Origin of the sequence: Cupriavidus sp. USMAHM13 (genome assembly GCF_001854285.1) — a bacterium.
Classification (GTDB): domain Bacteria; phylum Pseudomonadota; class Gammaproteobacteria; order Burkholderiales; family Burkholderiaceae; genus Cupriavidus; species Cupriavidus malaysiensis.
The window spans coordinates 712134-732842 of the sequence record NZ_CP017752.1 but is presented as its reverse complement, the minus strand read 5'-3'; the positions used below and the strand labels follow the sequence as shown (position 1 = coordinate 732842).

Below are 20709 nucleotides of genomic sequence, written 5' to 3'. Positions count from 1 at the left end.
TGACGGTACCTCCCTGCTGAGGCAACGGCAGCATGGGCTGGGCGACCACGCTGGCCTATGGGAGCAGAGTAGGCGGCCGTTGGCGCCGTTTCGGTGCGCTTTCGCACAGTTTCGTGCGCGCGGAGCCGCACCGTACCGCCCGGCACCCTGCGCCGGCGCCGGCGCAGGGTGCCGGGCGCCTTGCGTGTGCCTGCGCACCGAAGGGGGCAGCGGGCCGGCCATAGTCTGGAGCAGCCTGGCCGGCGCACCGGCCGGTCGACCCCATCCGAGCGAGCCAGCGAACATGAAGATCCTCCATGTCATATCGTCGATCGACCCCGCCTCCGGAGGCCCGCCGGAAGGGCTGCGGCAGTTGCGGCAATCGCTGACGCTGCAGGGCGTGCAGTCCGACATCTGTTGCTGCGACCCGCCCGACGCCGGTTACCTGGCGGCGGGCAGGCCGGGCCTGGTCGCACTCGGGCCATCGCAACTGCGCTATGCCTTCAATCGGCGCCTGTTCGGCTGGCTGGCGCGCTACAGCGCCGGCTACGACGCCGTCATCGTCAACGGCATCTGGCAATTCCACGGACTGGCGGTCTGGCTCGCGCTGCGCGGCGGGAACGTACCGTACTTCGTCTTCACGCACGGCATGCTCGATCCCTGGTTCAGGCAGCGCTATCCGCTCAAGCATGCCAAGAAGCTGCTGTACTGGACGCTGTGCGAGCGGCACATCCTGCGCGATGCCCGCGCCGTGCTGTTCACCGCCGAGGAAGAGCGGGTGCGCGCGCGCCAGTCCTTCCCCTTCTATCAATGCCGGGAACTGGTGACCTCGTACGGGACCGCGCTGCCGCCGCAGGACGGCGAGCGCCTGCGCGCGGGCTTCCTCGCCGCACATCCCGGGCTGCGCGGGCGCCGGCTGCTGCTCTTCCTCGGCAGGATCCATGAGAAGAAGGGGGGCGACCTGCTGGTGCAGGCCTTCGCTGCCGTGGCGGGCAGCGACGCCGCGCTGCACCTGGTCATGGCCGGCCCCTGCGATGCCGAGATGCGCGCACGGCTCGAACGGATCGCCGGGCTGTGCGGGGTCGGCGCAAGGATCACCTGGACCGGCATGCTGGAGGGCGATGCCAAGTGGGGAGCCTTCTACGCGGCCGATGCGTTCTGCCTGCCGTCGCACCAGGAGAATTTCGGCGTCGCGGTGGCCGAGGCGCTCGGTTGCGGCCTGCCGGTGCTGATCTCGGACAAGGTGAATATCTGGCGCGAGACAGAACGGAGCGGAGCCGGCCTGGTTGCACCGGACTCGCTGGCCGGGACCATCGACGTCCTGCAGCGCTGGCTGGGCCTGGACGCGGCACGGCGGCGCGCGATGGGCGCCAACGCGCGCCGCGCCTTCGACGAGTCCTTTCACAGTGCCCGGGCCGCGGCCCGGCTGCGCGAGCTGATCGAAGCGGAAACAGTGGCCGCGCGGGAAGAGCGGCTCATGCAGTACAGCCGGTAGTGGCAAGCCGGCAATGGCGGGGGGCAAAGGGAGCGTCTACGCCGCATGACGGTCCGCCGGTGGCCGCCGAGCCACGTCCCGGGCCCGACCGATCTGCCGGCTTGGTCAGGCCTGCCGCCGCCGTTGCCCGATCGGCCTGGCCGGAACGCCCCCATATACCGTCCAGGCGTAGGGCAGCGACTTCGTCACCACCGCGCGGGGCGCGACCACGGCGCCTTCGGGTACCGTCACGCCGGGAGACAGGAAGGCCTCCGCACAGATCCATGCGTGCCGCTGGACCACGATCGGCGCGGCGATCAGCTGGAACGTCGGATTGTTGTAGTCGTGCGAGCCGGTGCAGAGATGGGCGCCCTGGGACACGATGCCGAATTCGTGGATGGTGATGGGGCTGATGTTGTACAGGGTGGCGCCGTCGGCGACCGCGGCATGATCGCCCATGCGCAGGTTCCACGGAGCCCACACCTTGGCCGAGGGATAGACGTGCACCTGGCGCCCGAGCTGCGCGCCGAACAGCCGCAGCAGGCCGGCGCGCCAGCGGTGCAGCGGGCGCGGGCTGGGACGGAACAGCAGCAGCCAGGCACAGTTCCAGAGCTGGCGCACGGCGCGGTTGCCGAGGGGGAATGACGGACCGGCGACCCGGTCCCGGCGTTCGATGATCATATGACGGCCCCGCTGTAGTCTCGAGGATGATGCCGGGCGTGCTGCCCCTTGCCTTGCCATCCTGCGCCGGCGCGCCGCGCGGCTCGGTGTGGAGGCCCACATTGGGCCCGGTGCCGGCGCCGGCCTGCTTCTCGCCGGCCTGCTTCTCGCCGGCCTACTTCTCGCCCAGCCCCTCGAGCGTGGTGCCGCGCGTGCCGGCGCCGCCGTCCTCGGTCAGCCGGCGGAGTTCGCTTTCCAGCCGCGCCAGCACGGCGTGCCGGTCGAGATGGGAGGCGGCCCACGCTTTGCCGGCGGCGCCGAACAAGCCGCGCCGGGCCGGCCGCTCGGCCAGGGCCTGGAGCGCCCTGACCATGGCCTGTGCGTCGCCGGGAGGCGTGACGATGCCGAATTGCGAGACCAGGCTGGCCAGTTCGGTGCCGGCCTCCGCTGTGGCGATCACGGGCCGTCCGCTCGCCAGCATGCCGGCCAGCTTCGAGGGCAGGACCAGGTCCGCGGCGTCGGCGCGCTGCGGCAGCAGGTGGATATCGGCGGCACCGAGCAGTGCCGGGAACTGCTCGGCGGGCTGCAGCGCCAGGAAATGCACCTGGGGCAGGTCCTGGCAGCGCTGCTCGAGCAGCGCCCTGCCCGGCCCCGCGCCGCAGAAGATGAAGTGGATCCCGGTCTCGCCGGCGAGCAGGCGCGCGGCCTCCGCGAGGATCTCCAGGCCCTGCTTGTTGCCCATATTGCCCGAGTAGAGCGCGGCCACGGCATGCGCGGGGATGCCGAGCGCGCTGCGCAGGGCGACGCTGCTGGCCGAAGGGGCGATGGCAAGATCGGCCCAGTTGGGCAGGTAGATCAGCCGTTCATCCGGCACGGCCTTGCGGCGGGCCAGTGACAGCATGGACGAGGAGATCGTCGAGATGCGGTCGAAGTGCATCAGCGCGTGGCGTTCCAGCGCGCTCGCCGCCAGTTCGAGCCAGGGATGCTTGAGCAGTCCCAGGGCGAAGGCGGCCTCGACCTCGTAGTCCTGGATATGGAGCCAGGCCTTGCAATGGCGCAGGCGCGCGAAGGCGAGCGCGGCCGGGCTGCAGGCGAGCGGCGGCTCTACCAGGAAGATCACCTCGGGACGCCAGCGCCACTGCGCCGCGAGCAGGGGCAGGCTGCACAGCGCGAAGCTGGCCAGGTGGAGGAGCCGCTTGATGCTGGATGGCGTGTGCGGTACCCAGAGCGGTGCGCGGAACACCGTCACGCCAGCCCGCTGCTCGCGCTGGTAGCGCCAGCCGCAGTGGTCGTCTGCCACGCGCCATGCGGGATAGTAGGGGTGCGAGGTGATGACCCTGACATCGTGTCCGTGCATGGCCAGCCACTCGGCCTGCTCGGCGGCGTACTTGCCGATGCCGGTCAGTTCCGGGGCGTAGTTCAGGCAGTAGATGAGCAGTTTCATGACGGCGATGGACGTGGGGTTGGCTGACGGCCGGGCCGTGTCGTCGATGAGGCGCGCGGTGGCAAGGCGCGGCTCATGCCACCTTACGGCCGCGCGCCGCCCGCCACCGTTGGCTAACGCACGCACGCAGACTGGCGTGGCGCCGCGCCCGCGCCGGAACCGGCGCCGCGCCGATGTGCGCTAGCGAACCGAGGGGCCCGGGCGGCAGCCGCAAAGTGGCGTGGTCCGTGCCGTGCTGCCGGCAAGCGCGCGGCGGCCACGGCCGGGGGATCACGGGGGAACCATGAATCGAATCGCCCGCAGCATCGGCGCCAACGTCTTCGCCCAGGCGTCGACGGTGGCGACCCAGTTGCTGACTGTTCCCCTGCTGCTGATGGCGTGGGGGCCGGAACGCTTCGGCGCCTGGATCATGATGGCGACCATCGCCGCCTATCTGTCGCTGGCCGACCTGGGCTTCACCGGCGTGGCACTGAACCGCATGATCATGTGCATTGCCGCGGACAATGCCAGGTCGGCGGCCGTCAGTTTCCAGTCGGCCCTGCTGCTGCTCGTCGTCGTCGGCACCGTGTTGACCGCCGCCGCCGTGCCGATCGGCCTGCTGCTCGGCGCGCCGGTGGCAGGCTGGTTCGGGCTGGCGCGTGCCGAAGTCGCGCCCGCCCTGGTGATGATCGCGCTGCAGTCGAGCCTGCAGATGCTGGCGGTGCTGCTGTGCGGCGTGTTCCAGAGCGAGCGGCGCTATGCCGAGTCCACCCTGTGGATGAATGTGGCCCGCCTGCTGGAGTTCGCCCTGGTGGTGATCGGGGCGCTCGTGTTCAAGGCGGGTTTCGCCGTGCTGCTCGGCGTGATCGCCGCGGTGCGCGTGCTGCTCGTGCTGGTGCTCTACCTGCGCTCGCGCACGTTCGCCGCCTGGTCCGTGGCGGGGTTCGCGCTGGCGTCGTGGCGGGAGCTGCGCGAGATGCTGGTGCCGGCGATCGCCTTGCTGGCGTTCTCGCTGGGCGGCGCGCTGAACCTGCAGGGCATCGTGCTGCTGACCGGCACGCTGTTCGGCCCGGTCGCGGTGGCGCACTTCAGCGCCATGCGCACCCTGGCGCGCGTGCCCTACCAGCTCTCCCAACTGGTCAATCTCGCCCTGGCACCGGAGATCGGCCGCCTCTACGGCGAGGGCAAGGCGCACGCGCTGCGTTCGCTGTACCGGCGCGCCACCGCGGGCTGCATCCTGCTCGCGGCGACCTCGAGCCTGGCCCTGTATCTCGCCGCGGACGTGATCTGCCGCTACTGGACGCATGGCAAGCTGCAACCGGTGGAGCCGGACTTCGGCCTGCTGCTGGCCGCTGCCGTGGTCAACTCGCTCTGGTACACGGGTTCGTTGATGTTCACCTCGACCAATAATCACGTGCGCTACGCGGTGGTCTACCTGGCGGCCAATGCCAGCGGGCTCGCCATCGCGCTGATGGCGGGACCGCTGCTGGGAACTGCCGGCGCCGCGCTCGGCGTGCTGGGAACCGAGGTGCTGCTGCTGGTGGCCCTGCTGCCGCGCCTGCGGGGATTCTCGCGCGAAGGCATGGCGGCGCCGCGCTCTGCCTAGCGCGGGCGCGGCAGGACGCACGGGATACGCGAGGCGCGCAGGGGCACGAGGCGGGCGCGCCGCCGGCCGGCATCCCTGTCAGGATGCCGGCGCATCCTTCCAGGCGCCTTGCTCCGCTCCGGGCGGCGCGGCCGGACGGACGCCACGGCCCCGGGTGGGCGCAAGCGAGCGCATCAGGTTGTCGAACCACAGCGACGGGTGGAACTGCATCGCCAGGGACAGGCTGCCGCGCGACATCCGTAGCAGCGCCTCGTCTTGCTGCGTGGCGACCGCCGTCATGGCGGCGAGCAGCTCGTCGACGCTGCCCTGCGGGAACTTGTAGCCGTTGAAGCCGTTCTTGACGAGATGGACCGAGGCGCCGCAGCGGGTCGTGCAGACGATAGGCAAGGCCAGGGCGGCGCCTTCCTGGATCGCCACGCACCACGGATCCCGATCGCTCGGCATGAGCAGGACCCGGTGGCGCGCCAGCGCCGCGGGCAGGTCCTCCGGCTGGACGAAGCCGTGCCGCACCACGCCCGGCAGGCGTTCGGCCTCGCCCAGGCTGCCCGCGCCGTAGACGTGCAGGTTCCAGGGCGCTTCCTGGTTCGCGCGATAGGCCTGATAGGCCGCCATCAGGGTAGCGAGCCCTTTCTCGGGGGACAGGCGGCCGACGAAGACGAAGCCTTCGCCGTCGAGCGGATCGCGTGCCGCGCCGGTCTCGTAGAAGCGCTTGTCGCAGGTGAACAAGCCGTCGATGATCTCGCCGTCGTCGAAGCCCAGCCTGCGCGCGAACTGGTACTGCCGCTCGCCGGGCACGAAGGCGCGGTCGAAGTAGGGCGCGATCAGGAAGCGGGACAGCAGGCAGCCGCCGATCTGCTTGAGGCGTGCCTCCCACGGGTTGTCCATGGCGAGCACGCGGACCGTGCGGCCCCGCATCGCCGTGCAGATCTTCAGGTAGGAGCGGAAGTTCCAGCCGGATACGATCATCACGTCCGGCGCGAAGCGCGACACCTCGTCGAGCAGACTGGCGTCGTCGATCTGTCCGCGCGTCCATTCCAGCAGCCGCACGCTTTCCCGCCGCCCGCGCGCCAGCGCCTGGTAGGGCGAGGCCGGATGCGGCGTGAAGCAGGACAGCAGGACGGCGGCACCGTGGTCACAGGCGGTGTTGATCGCAGCGTTCAGGTATCCGGAGCCTTGTGGCCAGAGGATGGCAAGACGGGTCGGCATGTCGGGGTCATCTCCAACGGGACGGCAGTCGGGTGAGCAGGTGCTTTTCCAGCAGGAACACGCCGGCGGGGATGCAGTCGTACAGGCGGCGCTCCCTGTGCATCGCTTTGCGGAACAGGCGCTCGCCATCCTGGCGGTAGGACTCGACCAGGCGTCCGGTCCCCGAGATGGAGGCATCGTGGATGCGGAACAGGGCCAGCGGCCTGCGGGTGCTGCGGAAATGCGCGCCTTGCAGGGCCATGTCGAGGATCAGCTCGCCGTCCCAGCAGGTCCGGTTGTCCACGTTGAAGCCGTTCACCTGGCGGAAGCTGCCGGCGCGGAAGAACATGCCTTGCTGGAAGAAGTTGACGGCCCCGTAGGCCAGGCGCAGCAGCGAGAGCGGCGAGGCGCGGATTTCCCGCAGCGTGCGGTCGTCGCCGTCCACCTTCATGCCGCTGCCGCACAGCACGTCGACACGCGGATTCGCCTCGAACACAGACGCCACGTACGCGAGCGAACCGGGCAGCAGCGCGTCGTCCGCGTTGAGGAAGTGGAAGATGTCGCCGGTGGCGCGCGCGAAGCCGCGGTTGAGCCCGTCGGCGGGACCGCGGTCCGGCTCGTAGATGCGTTCGACGCGGTCGCCGCAGGCATCGATCAGCGTCCTGCTGGCATCGCTGCTGCCCGGGTCGACGACGATGTACTGCAGGTCGGGATAGTCCTGCGACAGCACCGAGTCGAGACAACGCTTCAGGTAGTCTCCCTGGTTGTAGGAAATGGTCACCACGCTGATCTTGAGCACGTCGTCATTCCTGGGCGGGTCTACGGGAAAGAGCCGGCCGGCGCTTCGGCGTGCGTGGCTGCGCGGCCTGCCGGCCGCGCGGCCGGGGCCAGGTCCAGGCGAACAGCAGGCCGATGTAGAGCGCCGCCAGCCAGCGGTTGTCGGCACCGAAGGGGGAGAAGAAGGCATCCCAGAGCAGCTGCGGCATGCCGACGCAGAAGTAGACCGGCAAGCGCCGCAGGTGGAGCAGGAAGGTGCGCAGGCAGGAGCCCAGCAGCCCCGCCCAGAAGATCCCGCCGGTGATGCCGGCCCAGACCATCGCGCTCATGATGAACGAGTGCGTCGGGATCAAGGTGGAATCGAGCTCCGGGAACTTGTCGGTCAACGACATGCCGAGCTGGTGCGACAGCAGGTTCAGCTCATCCACGTAGCCGCCCGTGTCGAGCGCCCACGAGCCGTGGCCGAGCAGCGGCGCGTCGGCGAAGGCGCGCAGCGAGACCAGCAGCTCCGGCCTGCCGCCCAGCAGGATGCCGAGATCGCTGGTGGCCTGCACGGTGTACTTGTGCGCGGCATCCTGCGACAGGAAGCCGAAATCGGCGGAGTGAGCGAAGAGGAAGGAAAAGACCTCGTTGAGCAGGTAGATCCCCATCGCGAGCGTGAGCGCGATGACGATCATGCCGCCGCTGGCGCGCGCCGCGCGCGCGAGGTAGGCGGCGGGTCGCGAATCGCGGTACAGGTAGGCCATGGCGCCGAACAGCGGCAGCGCGGCATTGCTGCGGAAGTCGAACACGATGGAGACGGCGCTGAACATCAGCAGGCAGACGAGCACCTTCATATTGCTGGCGCGCCTCAGCGACAGGTACGCCAGCAGCAGGCTCAGCACCGGTACCGCGTAGCCCCACTTCCACGGATTCTCGATCGCCACGTCGATCGGGTTGAAGGTGGTGTCGTAGAGCCGGTAGAGGGTGGTGCCGGCGACGAAGAACCACAGTGACTTCTCGTGCCGGCTGTCGAAGCCGTTGCCGACCGCGTAGATGGTCGCGAAGAACACCAGGGGCGCCAGCACGCCCTTCATGGAGGTGGAGACATCGGTGCCGTTCTCGAGGTCGGAGAAGATCTGCGCGATCGACCACAGCAGCGTGAGCCCCAGGATGCCGGCGAACCTGCGCTCGACCTGCAGCGAGCAGAGCAGGTAGATCGTATAGACGGCCGCGATGAACTCACCCATGTAGATCTCGCCCAGCAGGTTGAGCTTGATCGAGGCGATGCCGCCGAGGATCAGGTAGGCGATGGGGTGTTCCGAATCCGCGGAGCGCTTTCGGATGGAGGTCTGTTGCAGCATCGCGTCGTCCACTTGCCATCCGTCGCGCCTTCCGCCGGAACGCCGCCGCGCGGGCGGCGCCGCCGGTGCGCCGGGGTGGCTGGCCACTGGGTCCGGCCGCGCCCGGCGTGCGGCCGGTACGCGTCCGCCTGCCGCGCCTGGCGGCCGGGCTCCTGCGAGGCCGGGCTGTGGCGGGCGGCTCGCCCTGGTTCGATGGGAGCAGCATTCCACGAACCGGGTCGATCCATCTGTGCGTCCTCACACATTGGCGTGCGGGGCGGCCGCATGGCCGGCGGCGCCGCATGCCGCATCCGGCGCCGCCTCGGCCGGGCAGGAGGCCAGGGCAGCCGAGCGTACCGCCTCGGCATAGGTGCTGCGCAGGCCCGCTTCCAGTCCGATGCGCGCTTGCCAGCCGAGGCGGCGGATGGCGCCGCTGTCGAGCAGCTTGCGCGGCGTGCCGTCCGGCATCGATGCGTCGAAGTCGATCGCGGCGCGGCAGCCGACCACCGAGGCGATCATGCCGGCCAGGTCGCGGATGCTGATGTCGTCGCCGCTGCCGACGTTCAGGTGGGTTCCGTCCGGTCCGGTGCAGTCGCGATAGGCCGAGACCGGCGCGCGCATCGTGAGCAGGCAGGCACGTGCCAGGTCATCCACGTGCAGGAACTCGCGCCGGGGCTGCCCGCTTCCCCAGATCGCGACGCGTTCCGCGCCGTGTTGCCGCGCTTCGTGGAAGCGCCGCAGCAGCGCCGGGATCACGTGGCTGTGCGTCGGGTGGTAGTTGTCGCCGGGACCGTACAGGTTGGTCGGCATCAGGCAGCGGAAGTCGGTGCCGTACTGCCGGTTGTAGCTGTCGCACAGCATCACCCCGGCGATCTTCGCCAGCGCGTAGGGCGCGTTGGTGGGCTCCAGCGCGCCGGTCATCAGTGCGCCTTCGGCGATCGGCTGGCTGGCGAACTTCGGGTAGATGCAGCTCGAGCCCAGGAACAGCAGCCGCGCGACGCCCGCGGCGCGGGCCTGGTGGATGACGTTGGCGGCGATCATCAGGTTCTGGTAAAGGAACTCCGCCGGGAAGCTCTGGTTGGCATGGATGCCACCGACGCGGGCGGCTGCCACGTAGACCTGATCGATGCGTTCGCGCGCGAAGAAGTCGCGCACGGCCTGCTGGTCGCAGAGGTCGAGGCCGGCATGCGGGCGGGTGACGCACTCCACATCGCCCTCGGCCTGCAGGGCGCGCACGATGGCCGATCCGACCATGCCCCGGTGGCCGGCGACGAAGACGCGCAGCGAGCGGCTACTCATGATGATCGTAGGCGCGGAAGCCTGCCATGCGTACCAGTGCGTCGCGCCGCGCGGCGGCATAGTCCGCCTCGGTCATCTCGCGCACCAGCTCCGCGAAACCGACGCGCGGGGTCCAGCCGAGCCGCTCGCGCGCGCGGCTGGCGTCGCCCAGCAGCGTTTCCACCTCGGTGGGGCGGAAGTAGCGCGGGTCGACGCGTACGATCACGTCCCCCACCTTGCACGCGGGACGCGTGCGGCCGTCGCGCACGTCGATGGCCTCCACGATGCCGACCTCGTCGCTGCCGTTGCCGTGGAAGGCCACGGCAATGCCGAGGACGCGCGCAGCCTGCGTGACGAATTCGCGCACGCTGTGCTGCTGCCCGGTGGCGATGACGAAGTCCTCGGGCTGCGGCTGCTGCAGCATCAGCCACTGCATCTCGACGTAGTCGCGCGCATGGCCCCAGTCGCGCAGCGCCGACAGGTTGCCCAGGAAGAGCGTGTCCTGCAGCCCCAGCGCGATGCGCGCCAGGGCCCGCGTGATCTTGCGGGTGACGAAGGTCTCGCCGCGCACGGGGCTCTCGTGGTTGAACAGGATGCCGTTGCAGGCATACATGGCGTAGGCCTCGCGATAGTTGACGGTGATCCAGTAGGCGTAGAGCTTGGCCGTGGCGTAGGGGCTGCGCGGATAGAAGGGCGTGCTTTCCCTTTGCGGCGTCTCCCGTACCAGGCCGTAGAGTTCCGACGTCGATGCCTGGTAGAAGCGCGCATGGCGCTCCATGCCGAGGATGCGCAGCGTTTCGAGCATGCGCAGCGTACCCAGCGCATCGGTGTTGGCCGTGTACTCCGGCTCTTCGAACGAAACATGGACGTGGCTCTGCGCGGCGAGGTTGTAGACCTCGTCTGGCTGGGCCAGCTGGACCACGCGCAGCAGGCTGGCGGTGTCGGTCATGTCGCCGTGGTGGAGGATCAGGCGGCGCTCGGGTTCCTGCGGATCCTGGTAGAGGTGGTCGATGCGTTCGGTGTTGAACTGCGAGCTGCGCCGCTTGATGCCATGCACCTCGTAGCCCTTGGCCAGCAGCAGTTCGCACAGGTAGGAGCCGTCCTGGCCCGTGATGCCCGTGATCAGCGCGCGCCTGGGGCGTGATGGCTGGCGCGTGTCGGCGTCGCTGATCCCGGCAAGGGGTTGGAGGTCGTTGTGGAGGTCGTTGGCACCCATGTTTTCCGTCGCTCCCCGAGTGGCCCGCAGGCGTGTGCATGTCGGCGGCGTACCGCGCGTGTGTGAACCGACTGTAGGCCGGCGCGGAGCGCGTCTCTGTTGGCTAGCCCACAGTGGCGGAGAGGGGGGAAGCCGGCCTCGCAGGCGCGCATGGGCCGGCTGGAATGCCTACGCAGAAACGGGTACGCCGGGGGCGCGTCGGACGCAGAAGCGGGTACGCCCGGTCCGTTTGCGCCGGCGGACTAGACGACGGCGGCGTCGGCGCCGTGGCGCGCGGCCTCTTCGCGCCGGCCCGGCGCCAGGCGTGCCGCGTGCTCGTCGCCATTGACCCAGTCGAGCGTGGCGCCGCGCTGCAGGGCGGCGTACACGGCCTCGCCCTTGTTGCGTACCTTGAGCCGCTGGTAGAGCGTGCAGGCGTGGCTCTTCACGGTGGCCACCGAGATATTGAGCATGCGGCTGACGGTCTTGATCGGGTAGCCGCGCGCGAGCAGCACCAGCACCTCGTACTGGCGCGGCGTGATCTTGAGCATCTCCGCTTCGTCATAGCTCGGCTCGTCGTCCATCGACGCCGCCGGCGCGGCGTGCACCGGCAGCACGGCGTGGTGGCCGGTGCGTGCCGACGACAAGCGCGGGTCGCCGCCGGTGGCCGCCGGCAGCGGCAGGGGCACGGAAGAGGCGAGCGACGGCGTGGCTGGCAGCCCGAGCCGCGAGGCGGCTGGCGGGCTGGCGCTCTCGCTCGCCATCACCAGGGCCTGGCTGCCGGACACCGCCAGGCGGATGGCAGCCTCCAGCACCGCCAGCGAGGCGGTCTTGGGCAGGCAGCCGCAGATGCCGGCCGCGCTCTCGGCAGACGGGGCATGCAGCGGCAGCGCGTCGGCCAGCACCAGGATGCGCACCGGTGCGAACAGTTCGCGCGCCTGGTCGAGTTGCCGCCAGCCGTGCGCGGTGTCGCCGGTCATGCCGAAGATCATCAGGTCGATATTGCCGCGATAGCTTTCGTACGGGGCCATTTCCGCAGGCGAGAGTGCGAAGGCCTGGTCGCAGCACTGGATGCTCCCGAGCATCTGGTAGAGCCCGAGGCGGAGCAAGGGATGCTCCTCGATCAGCAAAGCGTTCATTTTGTTGTTGCTCCCCGTTCAACCGGTTGGAGGCGTTTGGTGCCTTGCTTGACGGAATATTGGATGACGTGGCAGACCTGCGCGCCACGACTGCGGCAACCCCGTTGCGTCCATGACCGCGTGCCGCCCACTATGGTTGGAGGCTGTCGCTCTGCCTGGAGGCCTGACCCGACCCTTACCCGGAAAACCTAGCTGATAAATCAGCGTAAAACCATCTTATGGGCTGATTGAAATGAATGCAAGCGAGCCTAAATCCCTCATTCGGGGGTCGCAGAAAAATATTCCTGATGTGGCGAAAAGCCTTTGCTGTCGCGGGTTTGCGGTGTCGGCTATGCGCCATCCGTGGTGCCTGGAAATCCGTTTCATCGCTGCAACAGATTGGCCAGGATTATGTTTCAGCCATGAAACTGATTATCGGGAATTCTGCTGGAGATGCCGTGATTAATGACCCGCATGGGGGAGCCTGGATTATCGGTGGCGGCAATCCTGCTGCATTTCTGAAACGAACCGGCCGGGTGGGGCGCGTGTGGCCCGGACTGGACCGTCAGGGCCCGGCGAGGAGGGCGGGGAGGGCGGGCCTCATGCAAAAGGACGATGCCCCCTCCGCCTTGTGGGGGAGAGGCTTGGAAGGGGTCCGCAGGGGTGGAAAAGGGCGCCAAGAGGTGGAAGGCGGGGTGGACGGCTGGCGGCGCCGACCCGCCTGCCCGGGGCGGGGCAGGCGCCGGGCGCTCAGCGGGTCCAGCGGCCGGGGCGCAGGACCCAGCCGTGCGGTCCCCTGACCCATTGTTCGGGCACATAACGGTAGCCGGGGCGGCCGTGCGCCCAGTAACCGCCGGCCCAGGTGTAGCGCGGACCGTCGGCGCGCCAGTGGCCCGGCACCCAGACCTGGCCGGGCCGGGCCGGCGGGCGGTGTTCATAGCGCGGCGGCGGCGGGCCGTCGCGCCGAGCATAGGGCGGGGGGCCGCCCACGGGTTGCGCCTGGGCGGGGGCGACCAGGCCGGACAGATTGCCGGCGGCCAGTACGGCGGCGGCGAGCATGAGTTGACGCTTCATCATTTTCTCCGGATCGGCTTTGTCATCGCTGCCGCGCCATGGCGGCAGGCTCTGCTTCCCTATGTCCTTCCGCTTGCCGCATCAGTAGCGGTAGTAGTGGTAAGGCGGCGGGCCGCCGCGCGGCGGTACCACGATGCAGGCGGAAAGCATGGCGGCTGCGCCGGTCAGCAGCACGACGAGGGCGAGGGCGCGTTTCATGTCTTGGCTCCGAGAAAGGCTCGCGTTGAACATGGCTCCAATCTAGCGGGGCACGCGCGGTGCCGGCGTTAGCACTTGTAAGCCGCGCCGGCCATGCCGCCGGGGCTGTGCGGCCCTGCTGCGCTCCCCGGCAACGCCCGCGGGGCCTTGCGGGCGCTGGGCTGGCGGGTGGCACAGGGGGCCGGTTGGGGGCCGGCGGGGTCTCGCGCGCGGCGCCGCGTCTTAATCCGGCGTTACATCGGAAATGATTGCCGCAACGGTTGGCCGTCCGTGCCCGCCGGGCGCGGGCCGGAAGTCACCGTTTTGCGCACGCAGCAGGTACGCAGAAACGGGTACGCCCGGGGGTGTCCGGGCAGTGGCGCGCGGTGGTGTCGTTGTTCGGCCTGCCCGAGGAGGCGCTGCCGTGGCTGATGCGGGTGCCCTGCAAGGGGTCGCTGCCGGGCGCGGTGCCCACCGACCCGCTGATCTACCGTTTCTATGAACTGGTCAGCGTCTGCGGCACCACCTTCAAGGAGTTGATCCACGAAGAGTTCGGCGACGGCATCATGAGCGCCATCGATTTCCGCATGGACCTGCGGCGCGAGGCCGATCCCGCCGGCGACCGCGTGCGCATCGAGATGTCGGGCAAGTTCCTGCCGTACAAGACCTACTGAGTCCGCAGAGCCCGCGGCGCTCGCTGAGCCTGCGAAGTGCCGGTGCCGCCGGCGCTGCTGCCGCGCACTATAGTGGTTAGCGCGGGCGCCCGCGCCGCAGCCGCGGCGGCGGATTGCGCCACGCAGCCATGCCGGAGTGTGCCGATGCCCGTGCCGCCCTGCTTTGCCGACCGTCGCGAGGCCGGCGCCTACCTGGCGCGGCGGCTGGCCGAACTCGGCCTGGCGGCGCCGGCGGGCGGCACGCCTCCCCTGGTGCTGGCGCTGCCGCGCGGCGGTGTCCCGGTGGCCTTCGAGGTCGCGCGCGCGCTGGCGGCGCCGCTGGATGTCCTGCTGGTGCGCAAGATCGGCGCGCCAGGCTATCCCGAGCTGGCGCTGGGCGCGGTGGTGGAAGGGGTTCCGCCGGCCGCCGCGCCGCACACCGTGGCCAACGACGACCCGTGGGCGCGCCGGGCCATCGACAGCGGCGCCTTCGATGCCGAGCGCGGGCGGCAGCTCGATGAGATCCGGCTGCGGCAACGGCGCTACCGCGGCGGCGCACCGCTGCCGCCGCTGCAGGGCCGCACCGTGATCGTGGTCGACGACGGCGTGGCCACCGGCGCCACCATGCGCGCCGCGCTCGAAGCGGTGCGCGCGGCCGGCGCCGCGCGCGTGGTGGCGGCGGTGCCGGTGGGGGCACTGGACGGGCTGGCGGCCCTGCGCGCGGCGGCCGACCAGGTGGTCTGCCTCAATACGCCGGCGGTGTTCGGCGCGGTCGGCGCCTTCTACCTGGATTTCACGCAGACCGGCGACGAGGAGGTGCTGCGCCTGCTGCGCGCCGCCGCCGGTGGCGCCGCGCCATAGGGAGTCGGGAGCCGCGGACGGCGCGGCTCAGCCCGCGCCGGCCAGCCGGGCCTTGAGGTGTGGCATCAGGCCACCGGCGCGCAGCAGGTCGAGCAGGAAGGCGGGGATCGGCTCGCAAGCCAGGCGCCGTCCGTCCTCCAGGGCCAGGGTGGCGCTGTCGAGGTCGAGCCGGGCCATCGCGCCGTCGCGCAGGGGCGAGGTGTCGTGGCAGACCAGCACCGGCAGGCCCAGGTTGATGGCGTTGCGGTAGAACAGGCCGGCGAACGAGGGGGCGATCACCGCGGCCACGCCCAGGTGCTTGAGCGCCTGCGGTGCCTGCTCGCGCGAGGAGCCGAGGCCGAAGTTGCATCCCGCCACCAGCAGGTCGCCCCGCCGCACGGCGGCGGCGAAACCGGGGCGCGGGCCTGCCAGGCAATGGCGCGAGAGCTCTTCGATGCCGGCCTTCATGTAGGCACCGGGTGCCATCGCGTCGGTGTCGACGTTGTCGCCGAAGCGCCAGATGCGGCCGCCAGGCTGGGGTTCGGGGAGGGCGGTGGTCATGCGAGCAGGGAGCGGGGATCGGTGATACGGCCGGTGACGGCACTGGCCGCCACGGTCATCGGCGAGCCCAGCCAGACCGCGCTGCCGGCGCCGCCCATGCGGCCGGCGAAATTGCGCGCCGTCGACGCGATGGCGCGGCTGCCGGCGGGGAAGCGCGAGGGCCCGTAGCCGGCGCAGGCATTGCAACTGTTGCCCAGCAGGGTCGCGCCGGCATCCAGCAGCACGCCCAGCGTGCCCTCGGCCTCGGCCTGGCGCTGGTCGCGCAGCGATGCCGGCGCCACCTGCAGGCTGATGCCGGCGGCCACGCGGCGCCCGCGCAGCACGCGCGCCGCCATGCGCAGGTCTTCCAGCTTGGCGCCGGTACAGGCGCCCAGGTAGGCGATCTGCAGCGCTTCGCCCTCGGCCTGTGCCACCGGCACGCTGTTGGCCGGCGAGTGGGGGGCGGCCACGTGGGGCGCCAGTGCCGCGGCGTCGAAGACATGGCTGGCCAGCAACGGGGCCTCGCCATCGCTGCGCCAGTGCGCCAGGTCGATGCCGGCCAGCGCGCCGGCATCGACGCCGGCGGCGGCGAGCCAGTCCAGCGTGGTGCGGTCGGGGGCCACCAGGCCGGTCTGCGCGCCGAGCTCGGCGCTCATATTGGCCAGCGTCATGCGTTCCTGCATCGGCAGCGCCGCCACTGCCGGACCGGCATACTCGACGGCTTCGTAGCGGCCGCCGCCGAGGCCGAAGCGCGCGCACAGGAACAGCATCATGTCCTTGGCGCAGACGCCGTCGCCGAGGCGCCCGCTCCAGTGCACGCGGATGGTGTGCGGCACGCGCAGCCAGATCTCGCCGGTGGCCAGCACGCTCGCCATTTCGGTGGCGCCGATGCCGAACATGTAGGCACCGAAGGCGCCGCCGGTAGGACTGTGGCTGTCGCCGCCGACGATGAAGCGGCCCGGCAGCACGTGGCCGTGCTCGGGCAGCACCAGGTGGCAGATGCCCTCGCCGTCGATGAAGTGGGGCAGGCGCTGTTCGCGCACCCAGTCGCGCGTGAAGCGCACGATGGCCTGCGCCTCGGGGTCGACGGCGGGCAGGTAGTGGTCGGTCACCACCACGTAGCGCTGCGGGTCCCACACCTTCGCGCCCAGCTCGCGCAGCAGCGGCGCCACGCGGCGCGGGCCGCTCGAGTCATGCGACATGGCCAGGTCGACCCGGCACATCACGATGCTGCCGGGCTCGACGTGGGTGCGGCCGGCAGCGCGTGCCACCAGTTTCTGGGCGAGGGTGGCGGGGACCGTCATGCCTTCATTCGTTCCTTCGGGTTCCGTCTCAATCAGGGCTCGCGCCCGAGTAGCGCACCACCTTGGCCCAGCGCTTGATGTCCTCGCGCACGAAGCCGGCGAAGGCCTCGGGCGTGCTGCCCACCGGCTGCGCGCCGTCGTTCTCCAGGCGCTTGCGCACGGCCGGCGAATCCAGCCCGTGCCGCACTGCCTGGTTGAGGGCCTGCGTCACCTCGCGCGGCAGCCCGGCCGGGCCGAACAGGCCGAACCAGGCATTCGACTCGAAGCCCTTGACCGTGTTGCCGATCGGCTCCGCGCCGGGGAACTGCGGCAGCGGGCCGGGACTGGTCACGCCGAGCACCTTGAGCTTGCCCGCCTTGACGTGCGGCATCACGTTGACCGTGCTGGCGAACATCAGGTCGACCTGGCCGGCCAGCAGGTCGGTGATCGCCGGCGCGGTGCCCTTGTAGGGGATGTTGACGATGTAGGTGCCCGTCATCATCTTGAACATGTCGCCGGCCATGTGCAGCGAGGAGCCGACCGAGCCGATGGCGAAGTTGTACTTGCCGGGATGGGCGCGCGCCAGCCGGATCAGCTCGGCCACATTGCTGGCCGGCAGGCCGGGCGTGGCCACCAGCACGCTGGGCACGGTGGCCACCAGCGAGATGGGGGTGAAGTCCTGCACCGGATCGAAGGGCAGCTTCTTGTACAGCGAGGCGTTGATGGTATGGCTGGTGAAACTCATCAGCAGCGTGGTGCCGTCGGGCGTGCTCTTGGCGACCTGGTCGGCGGCGATGTTGCCGCCGGCGCCGGGACGGTTCTCGACCACCACCGGCTGGCCGAGCTCGCGCGAGATCTCCAGGCCGATGGTGCGCGCCATCAGGTCGGTGGTGCCGCCGGCCGGGGCGCCCACCAGGATGCGGATCGGCTTGCCACCGGCGATCTCGGCGCGCGCGGCCGGGGCCGCGAGGGCCAGGCCGGCGAGCGCGGCGAGCGCGCCGAGGGCTGCGGAGACGGCGCGCCGGCGGCGTGCCGCCGGCAGCAAGAACATCGGACGGAAGCGGCGTGAATCACGCTGGCTGCGGATCGGCATGCGGATGGCTCCTTGTTCCGGGATGGTTGGAACCGTGCAGTATCGCCCATCCGCCGACCGGCAGGGCAGGGCCGGGCCGGCCCGTTCCCGGCGGTCCTCAGTCGTTCAGGCCCGCGCGCATCTCGCTTTCGACCCAGACATTGGCGCTGTCGCCGCCGGCCGGCGACAGCTCCATGCGGTATTCGTAGCGGTCGGGGCGGTACTGGCCCAGCAGGAACTGCACGGGACGTCCCTGGCTGTCCTTGACCACGCGGCGCACCGCCAGCAGCGCGCCGCCGACGGGCACGTCCAGCAGCGGCGCGACCACCACGTCGGCCAGGCGCGCGCTCAGCACCTGGGTGGCCCGCCCCAGTTCCACGCCGCCGGCTTCGAGCAGGCGCAGCATCGGCGTGGTCTCCAGGTCCTTGCGGGTCAGCGGCCGCCCCAGCGCCGCCGGCAGGTAGGCGGTGATGTGCGACAGGGGGCGGTTGCGGTAGTGGCGCACGCGCACCACCTTCAGCACCGGGTCGCCGGGCTGGAGTTCGAGCGCCTCGGCGACCTCGGGCGTGGCATGCACCTCGTCGATCGAGATCACCTTGACCGAGGTCTTCTCGCCCATGTCGATGATGTTGTCGAGCAGGCTGCTGGTGCGCTCCTCGGCCGTCACCGCGGGCTTGGGCGGTTGCGGGTTGACGAAGGTGCCCAGGCCGCGGTGGCGCCGCACCAGGCCTTCCTGGACCAGCCGGTCGAACACACGGCGCATGGTGACGCGCGATGCCTGGAACTGCTTGGCCAGGTCGATTTCGCCGGGCAGCGGGCCCTGGCCGAAGCGGCCCTCCACGATCTGTTGGCGGAGTACCACGTAAATCTGGTGATACAGGGGGACGACGGCTTCACTCATGGCTTACCTTGCAGACGCTGGCAGGGACGGAATGGTGTAATGTACGTTGCATCATACATGGAGCCGGGCGCCGTTGCACGAAGGCCGCACTCGGGCGCCTATGCTAGCGCGTATCCTGCTGTCGGCGAGGCGGGATGCGACCGAAAAACAACATCTACCGCGGTGCGCGCCCGTGTCTCCGCCATACCCGCGCCAGGGTCTCTCAACCGTGTTGCAGCCGCGAAACAGCCGCCATGAGCCTAGGCGGGCGCTCGTCCGCTTCTGCTAATGCGCTGAAAGTGAAGGGATTTTCCTCAACCGCCTGGCGGGAAAACCATGGCCCGAAATTCCCATCTGTCACGCTGATGTGACACGGGGCCAGCATTTTCCCGGCCGCGGGACCCGGCCACCTTGGCCGGGTCCGCGCCCTGCCATTCTGCCCCGGCGCAAGCTCTTGTATCTGTTGGGTTTGCGCCGGTATCGCGCACGGGCGGCGAGAGCTGGCATCGAATATGCGGAGTGTGTGGCCGGTCCGGCAATGCGCGGACCAGGACCGGTTGCCGCCAATCCCCGAAAACGGCGTCAACCGGTGATGTGGAAGTCTAAAGACGTTCCTGGGAGCACTTCATGAACAAGACTCTACTAGCGTCAGCCATCGCGCTCGCGTTGGGCGCGGGCGGCCAGGCTATGGCGAACCCAACGGCCACCAATACGGCAGGCAGCAACAACAGGGAGACCGCAACCGCAACGTCGGCACAGTCCGGTGCCGGCGCGTTGGCGAATGAAAATTCCAGCGCATCGCAGGACAACAGCCAGCACAACTCGGCCGCCATCAATGTGACGGCCAACCGGACCACCACCACCACCACCACCAAGACGAAGGGCTGGAACACCTTCAGCGATGCCTATGGCAACGCCGGCGCCAACAACGGGAGCACGGCCGTTGCCAGCTTCAGCAACGCATTCAATACCAGCAAGGCGGTGGCGATCAGCAAGCTGCAGGGTTCGGTCAGCGGCCTGTCGATCAGCAACATCGGTAACTGGGCGCAGAACAACGGCAACGCCAACGGCGCGCGCGGCGGCATGGGCGGTACCGGCAACGGCGGCATGGGCGGCACCGGCAACGGCGCAGTCGGTGCGGTGGGCGGTGCTGGCGGAACGTCGACCAATCATGGCGCACAAGCCGGCAATTCGACCAACGGCGGCGCAAGTGCCGGCAATGGTGGTGCCGGTGGCGCGGCGTCCGGCAGTGGCGGCGACGGCGGTTCCGGCCGCGGCTCCGGCGGTGACGCGCTCAGTGCCAGCGTCGGCGTTGGCGGCAGAGGCGGGAGTGGCAGCGGCACCGGTGGCGATCCGCAGGCCGCGACTGGATCCGGCAGCGGTGGCGCCGGTGGCGGTGCGGGCAGCAGGGGCGGCGGTTCGCTTGGCGTAAGCGCTGGCGCAGGTGGCGATAGCGGCGCTAACGGTGGTGTTGCCCTCGGCGGCCTGCTCGGTGGTGCGAACCATCACTCCAGCAGCAGCGGCACGGGCGGTTCAGCCAACTCTGGCGCGACCGCTGGCAACGCCGGTAACGGCGGCGGCGGCGCGGTCAGCACCGCAGGCGGCAACTCGGCCGCAGGCGGCGGCGCAGGCGGTGGCGCCACCGGCGGTTCGTCGATGGCCAGCGGCGGCAACGCTGGTGGTACTGGTGGCACTGGCGGCAATGGCTCCGGCGGTATGTCCGTGGCCACTGGCGGTGCCGGCAGCGGCACCGGCGGCGCTGGTGGCGATCAAGCCAGTGTCGGCGGCAACGGCGGCGCGGGCGGCTCGGCCAGCAACGGCAGTTCGTCCACCATGGCCAGCAACGGCAGCGCGACGGCCGGCAATGGCGGCAATGGCGGCAGTGGCGGCTCCGGCGCGGGCGGTACCGGTGGCGTAGGCAATGGCGGTGTGGCAGGCGCCGGCGGCGCGGGCGGCTCGAACTCCGTCAACGCCGGTACCTTCAACATGTCCAGCACCATGTCCGCGGTCGGCAATGCGGCGGCCGGCATCATGGTGGTCAGCCAGAACAGCGGCCTGGCCTCGCTGGCGCAACAGGCTGTCACGGTGCAGTCGAACCTGACCGTGGGTCACTAAGCGGCAGGTGAGACAAGGCGGGATCCCGGAGGATGGCGGGATCCTGCCCATGCCCGAT

At 70.2% G+C, this 20709-nt stretch carries 17 protein-coding genes and 1 pseudogene; 5 read left to right on the top strand and 13 right to left on the bottom strand.

What is annotated here, in order from left to right; genetic code table 11:
• The first annotated feature begins 283 nt into the window (after positions 1–283).
• Positions 284–1474: a glycosyltransferase gene (locus BKK81_RS21660; protein ID WP_071017607.1), complete on the top strand. Its 1191-nt coding sequence runs from the start codon at positions 284–286 to the stop codon at positions 1472–1474.
• Positions 1475–1579: 105 nt separating this feature from the next.
• Here BKK81_RS21660 and BKK81_RS21655 read toward each other — a convergent pair whose 3' ends face one another.
• Complete coding sequence (locus tag BKK81_RS21655) at positions 1580–2134, bottom strand: putative colanic acid biosynthesis acetyltransferase (RefSeq protein WP_071017605.1); 555 nt, start codon at positions 2132–2134, stop codon at positions 1580–1582.
• 154 nt (positions 2135–2288) lie between these two features.
• On the bottom strand, positions 2289–3557 hold the full coding sequence (locus tag BKK81_RS21650; protein WP_071017603.1) for a glycosyltransferase WbuB: 1269 nt from the start codon (positions 3555–3557) through the stop codon (positions 2289–2291).
• Positions 3558–3840: 283 nt separating this feature from the next.
• Here BKK81_RS21650 and BKK81_RS21645 point away from each other — a divergent pair, with 283 nt between their 5' ends.
• Positions 3841–5142: a lipopolysaccharide biosynthesis protein gene (locus BKK81_RS21645; protein ID WP_071017602.1), complete on the top strand. Its 1302-nt coding sequence runs from the start codon at positions 3841–3843 to the stop codon at positions 5140–5142.
• 78 nt (positions 5143–5220) lie between these two features.
• On the opposite strand, the gene BKK81_RS21640 is transcribed toward BKK81_RS21645, so the two are convergent.
• The 7 genes from BKK81_RS21640 to BKK81_RS21610 all read right to left on the bottom strand — a co-directional run bounded on the left by BKK81_RS21640 (position 5221) and on the right by BKK81_RS21610 (position 13091).
• Positions 5221–6348 (bottom strand): glycosyltransferase family 4 protein, encoded by a 1128-nt coding sequence (locus BKK81_RS21640; protein WP_071017600.1) that lies wholly within the window; start codon positions 6346–6348, stop codon positions 5221–5223.
• Positions 6349–6355: 7 nt separating this feature from the next.
• Positions 6356–7126, bottom strand: a complete 771-nt coding sequence (locus BKK81_RS21635) for a glycosyltransferase family 2 protein (RefSeq protein WP_071017598.1) — start codon at positions 7124–7126, stop codon at positions 6356–6358.
• 4 nt (positions 7127–7130) lie between these two features.
• Positions 7131–8447: a hypothetical protein gene (locus BKK81_RS36090; RefSeq protein WP_071017597.1), complete on the bottom strand. Its 1317-nt coding sequence runs from the start codon at positions 8445–8447 to the stop codon at positions 7131–7133.
• Between the two features lie 237 nt (positions 8448–8684).
• A complete protein-coding gene (locus BKK81_RS21625; protein WP_071017595.1) occupies positions 8685–9725 on the bottom strand; it encodes a GDP-L-fucose synthase family protein in 1041 nt (346 codons plus the stop codon).
• Positions 9718–10920, bottom strand: a complete 1203-nt coding sequence (gene gmd, locus BKK81_RS21620; RefSeq protein WP_083384328.1) for a GDP-mannose 4,6-dehydratase — start codon at positions 10918–10920, stop codon at positions 9718–9720. Before gmd ends, BKK81_RS21625 begins: the two co-directional genes overlap by 8 nt.
• Before the next feature lie 242 nt (positions 10921–11162).
• Positions 11163–12038, bottom strand: coding sequence for a response regulator transcription factor (locus tag BKK81_RS21615; RefSeq protein ID WP_071017593.1), 876 nt, complete (start codon positions 12036–12038; stop codon positions 11163–11165).
• Between the two features lie 729 nt (positions 12039–12767).
• Positions 12768–13091: a YXWGXW repeat-containing protein gene (locus tag BKK81_RS21610; protein ID WP_071017591.1), complete on the bottom strand. Its 324-nt coding sequence runs from the start codon at positions 13089–13091 to the stop codon at positions 12768–12770.
• A 599-nt stretch (positions 13092–13690) separates the two neighbouring features.
• Here BKK81_RS21610 and cynS point away from each other — a divergent pair.
• A pseudogene (gene cynS, locus BKK81_RS36530) lies at positions 13691–13942 on the top strand (cyanase); the annotation flags it as partial.
• A 144-nt stretch (positions 13943–14086) separates the two neighbouring features.
• The gene (locus BKK81_RS21600; protein WP_071017589.1) at positions 14087–14782 is read left to right on the top strand and encodes a phosphoribosyltransferase; all 696 of its coding nucleotides are present in this window, start codon (positions 14087–14089) and stop codon (positions 14780–14782) included.
• A 27-nt stretch (positions 14783–14809) separates the two neighbouring features.
• Here BKK81_RS21600 and BKK81_RS21595 read toward each other — a convergent pair whose 3' ends face one another.
• The 4 genes from BKK81_RS21595 to BKK81_RS21580 form a co-directional block, all read right to left on the bottom strand.
• Positions 14810–15322: a LeuD/DmdB family oxidoreductase small subunit gene (locus BKK81_RS21595; RefSeq protein WP_071017588.1), complete on the bottom strand. Its 513-nt coding sequence runs from the start codon at positions 15320–15322 to the stop codon at positions 14810–14812.
• On the bottom strand, positions 15319–16605 hold the full coding sequence (locus BKK81_RS21590; RefSeq protein WP_071017586.1) for a 3-isopropylmalate dehydratase large subunit: 1287 nt from the start codon (positions 16603–16605) through the stop codon (positions 15319–15321). The genes BKK81_RS21595 and BKK81_RS21590 overlap by 4 nt, the downstream gene beginning before the upstream one ends.
• A 28-nt stretch (positions 16606–16633) precedes the next feature.
• On the bottom strand, positions 16634–17635 hold the full coding sequence (locus tag BKK81_RS21585; protein ID WP_156811533.1) for a tripartite tricarboxylate transporter substrate binding protein: 1002 nt from the start codon (positions 17633–17635) through the stop codon (positions 16634–16636).
• A gap of 139 nt (positions 17636–17774) precedes the next feature.
• The gene (locus BKK81_RS21580) at positions 17775–18557 is read right to left on the bottom strand and encodes a GntR family transcriptional regulator (RefSeq protein ID WP_071017582.1); all 783 of its coding nucleotides are present in this window, start codon (positions 18555–18557) and stop codon (positions 17775–17777) included.
• A gap of 606 nt (positions 18558–19163) precedes the next feature.
• Here BKK81_RS21580 and BKK81_RS21575 point away from each other — a divergent pair.
• Positions 19164–20651 carry a hypothetical protein gene (locus BKK81_RS21575; protein ID WP_071017580.1) on the top strand — a complete coding sequence of 496 codons (1488 nt, stop codon included), beginning with the start codon at positions 19164–19166 and terminating at the stop codon, positions 20649–20651.
• The last annotated feature ends 58 nt before the right edge of the window (positions 20652–20709 follow it).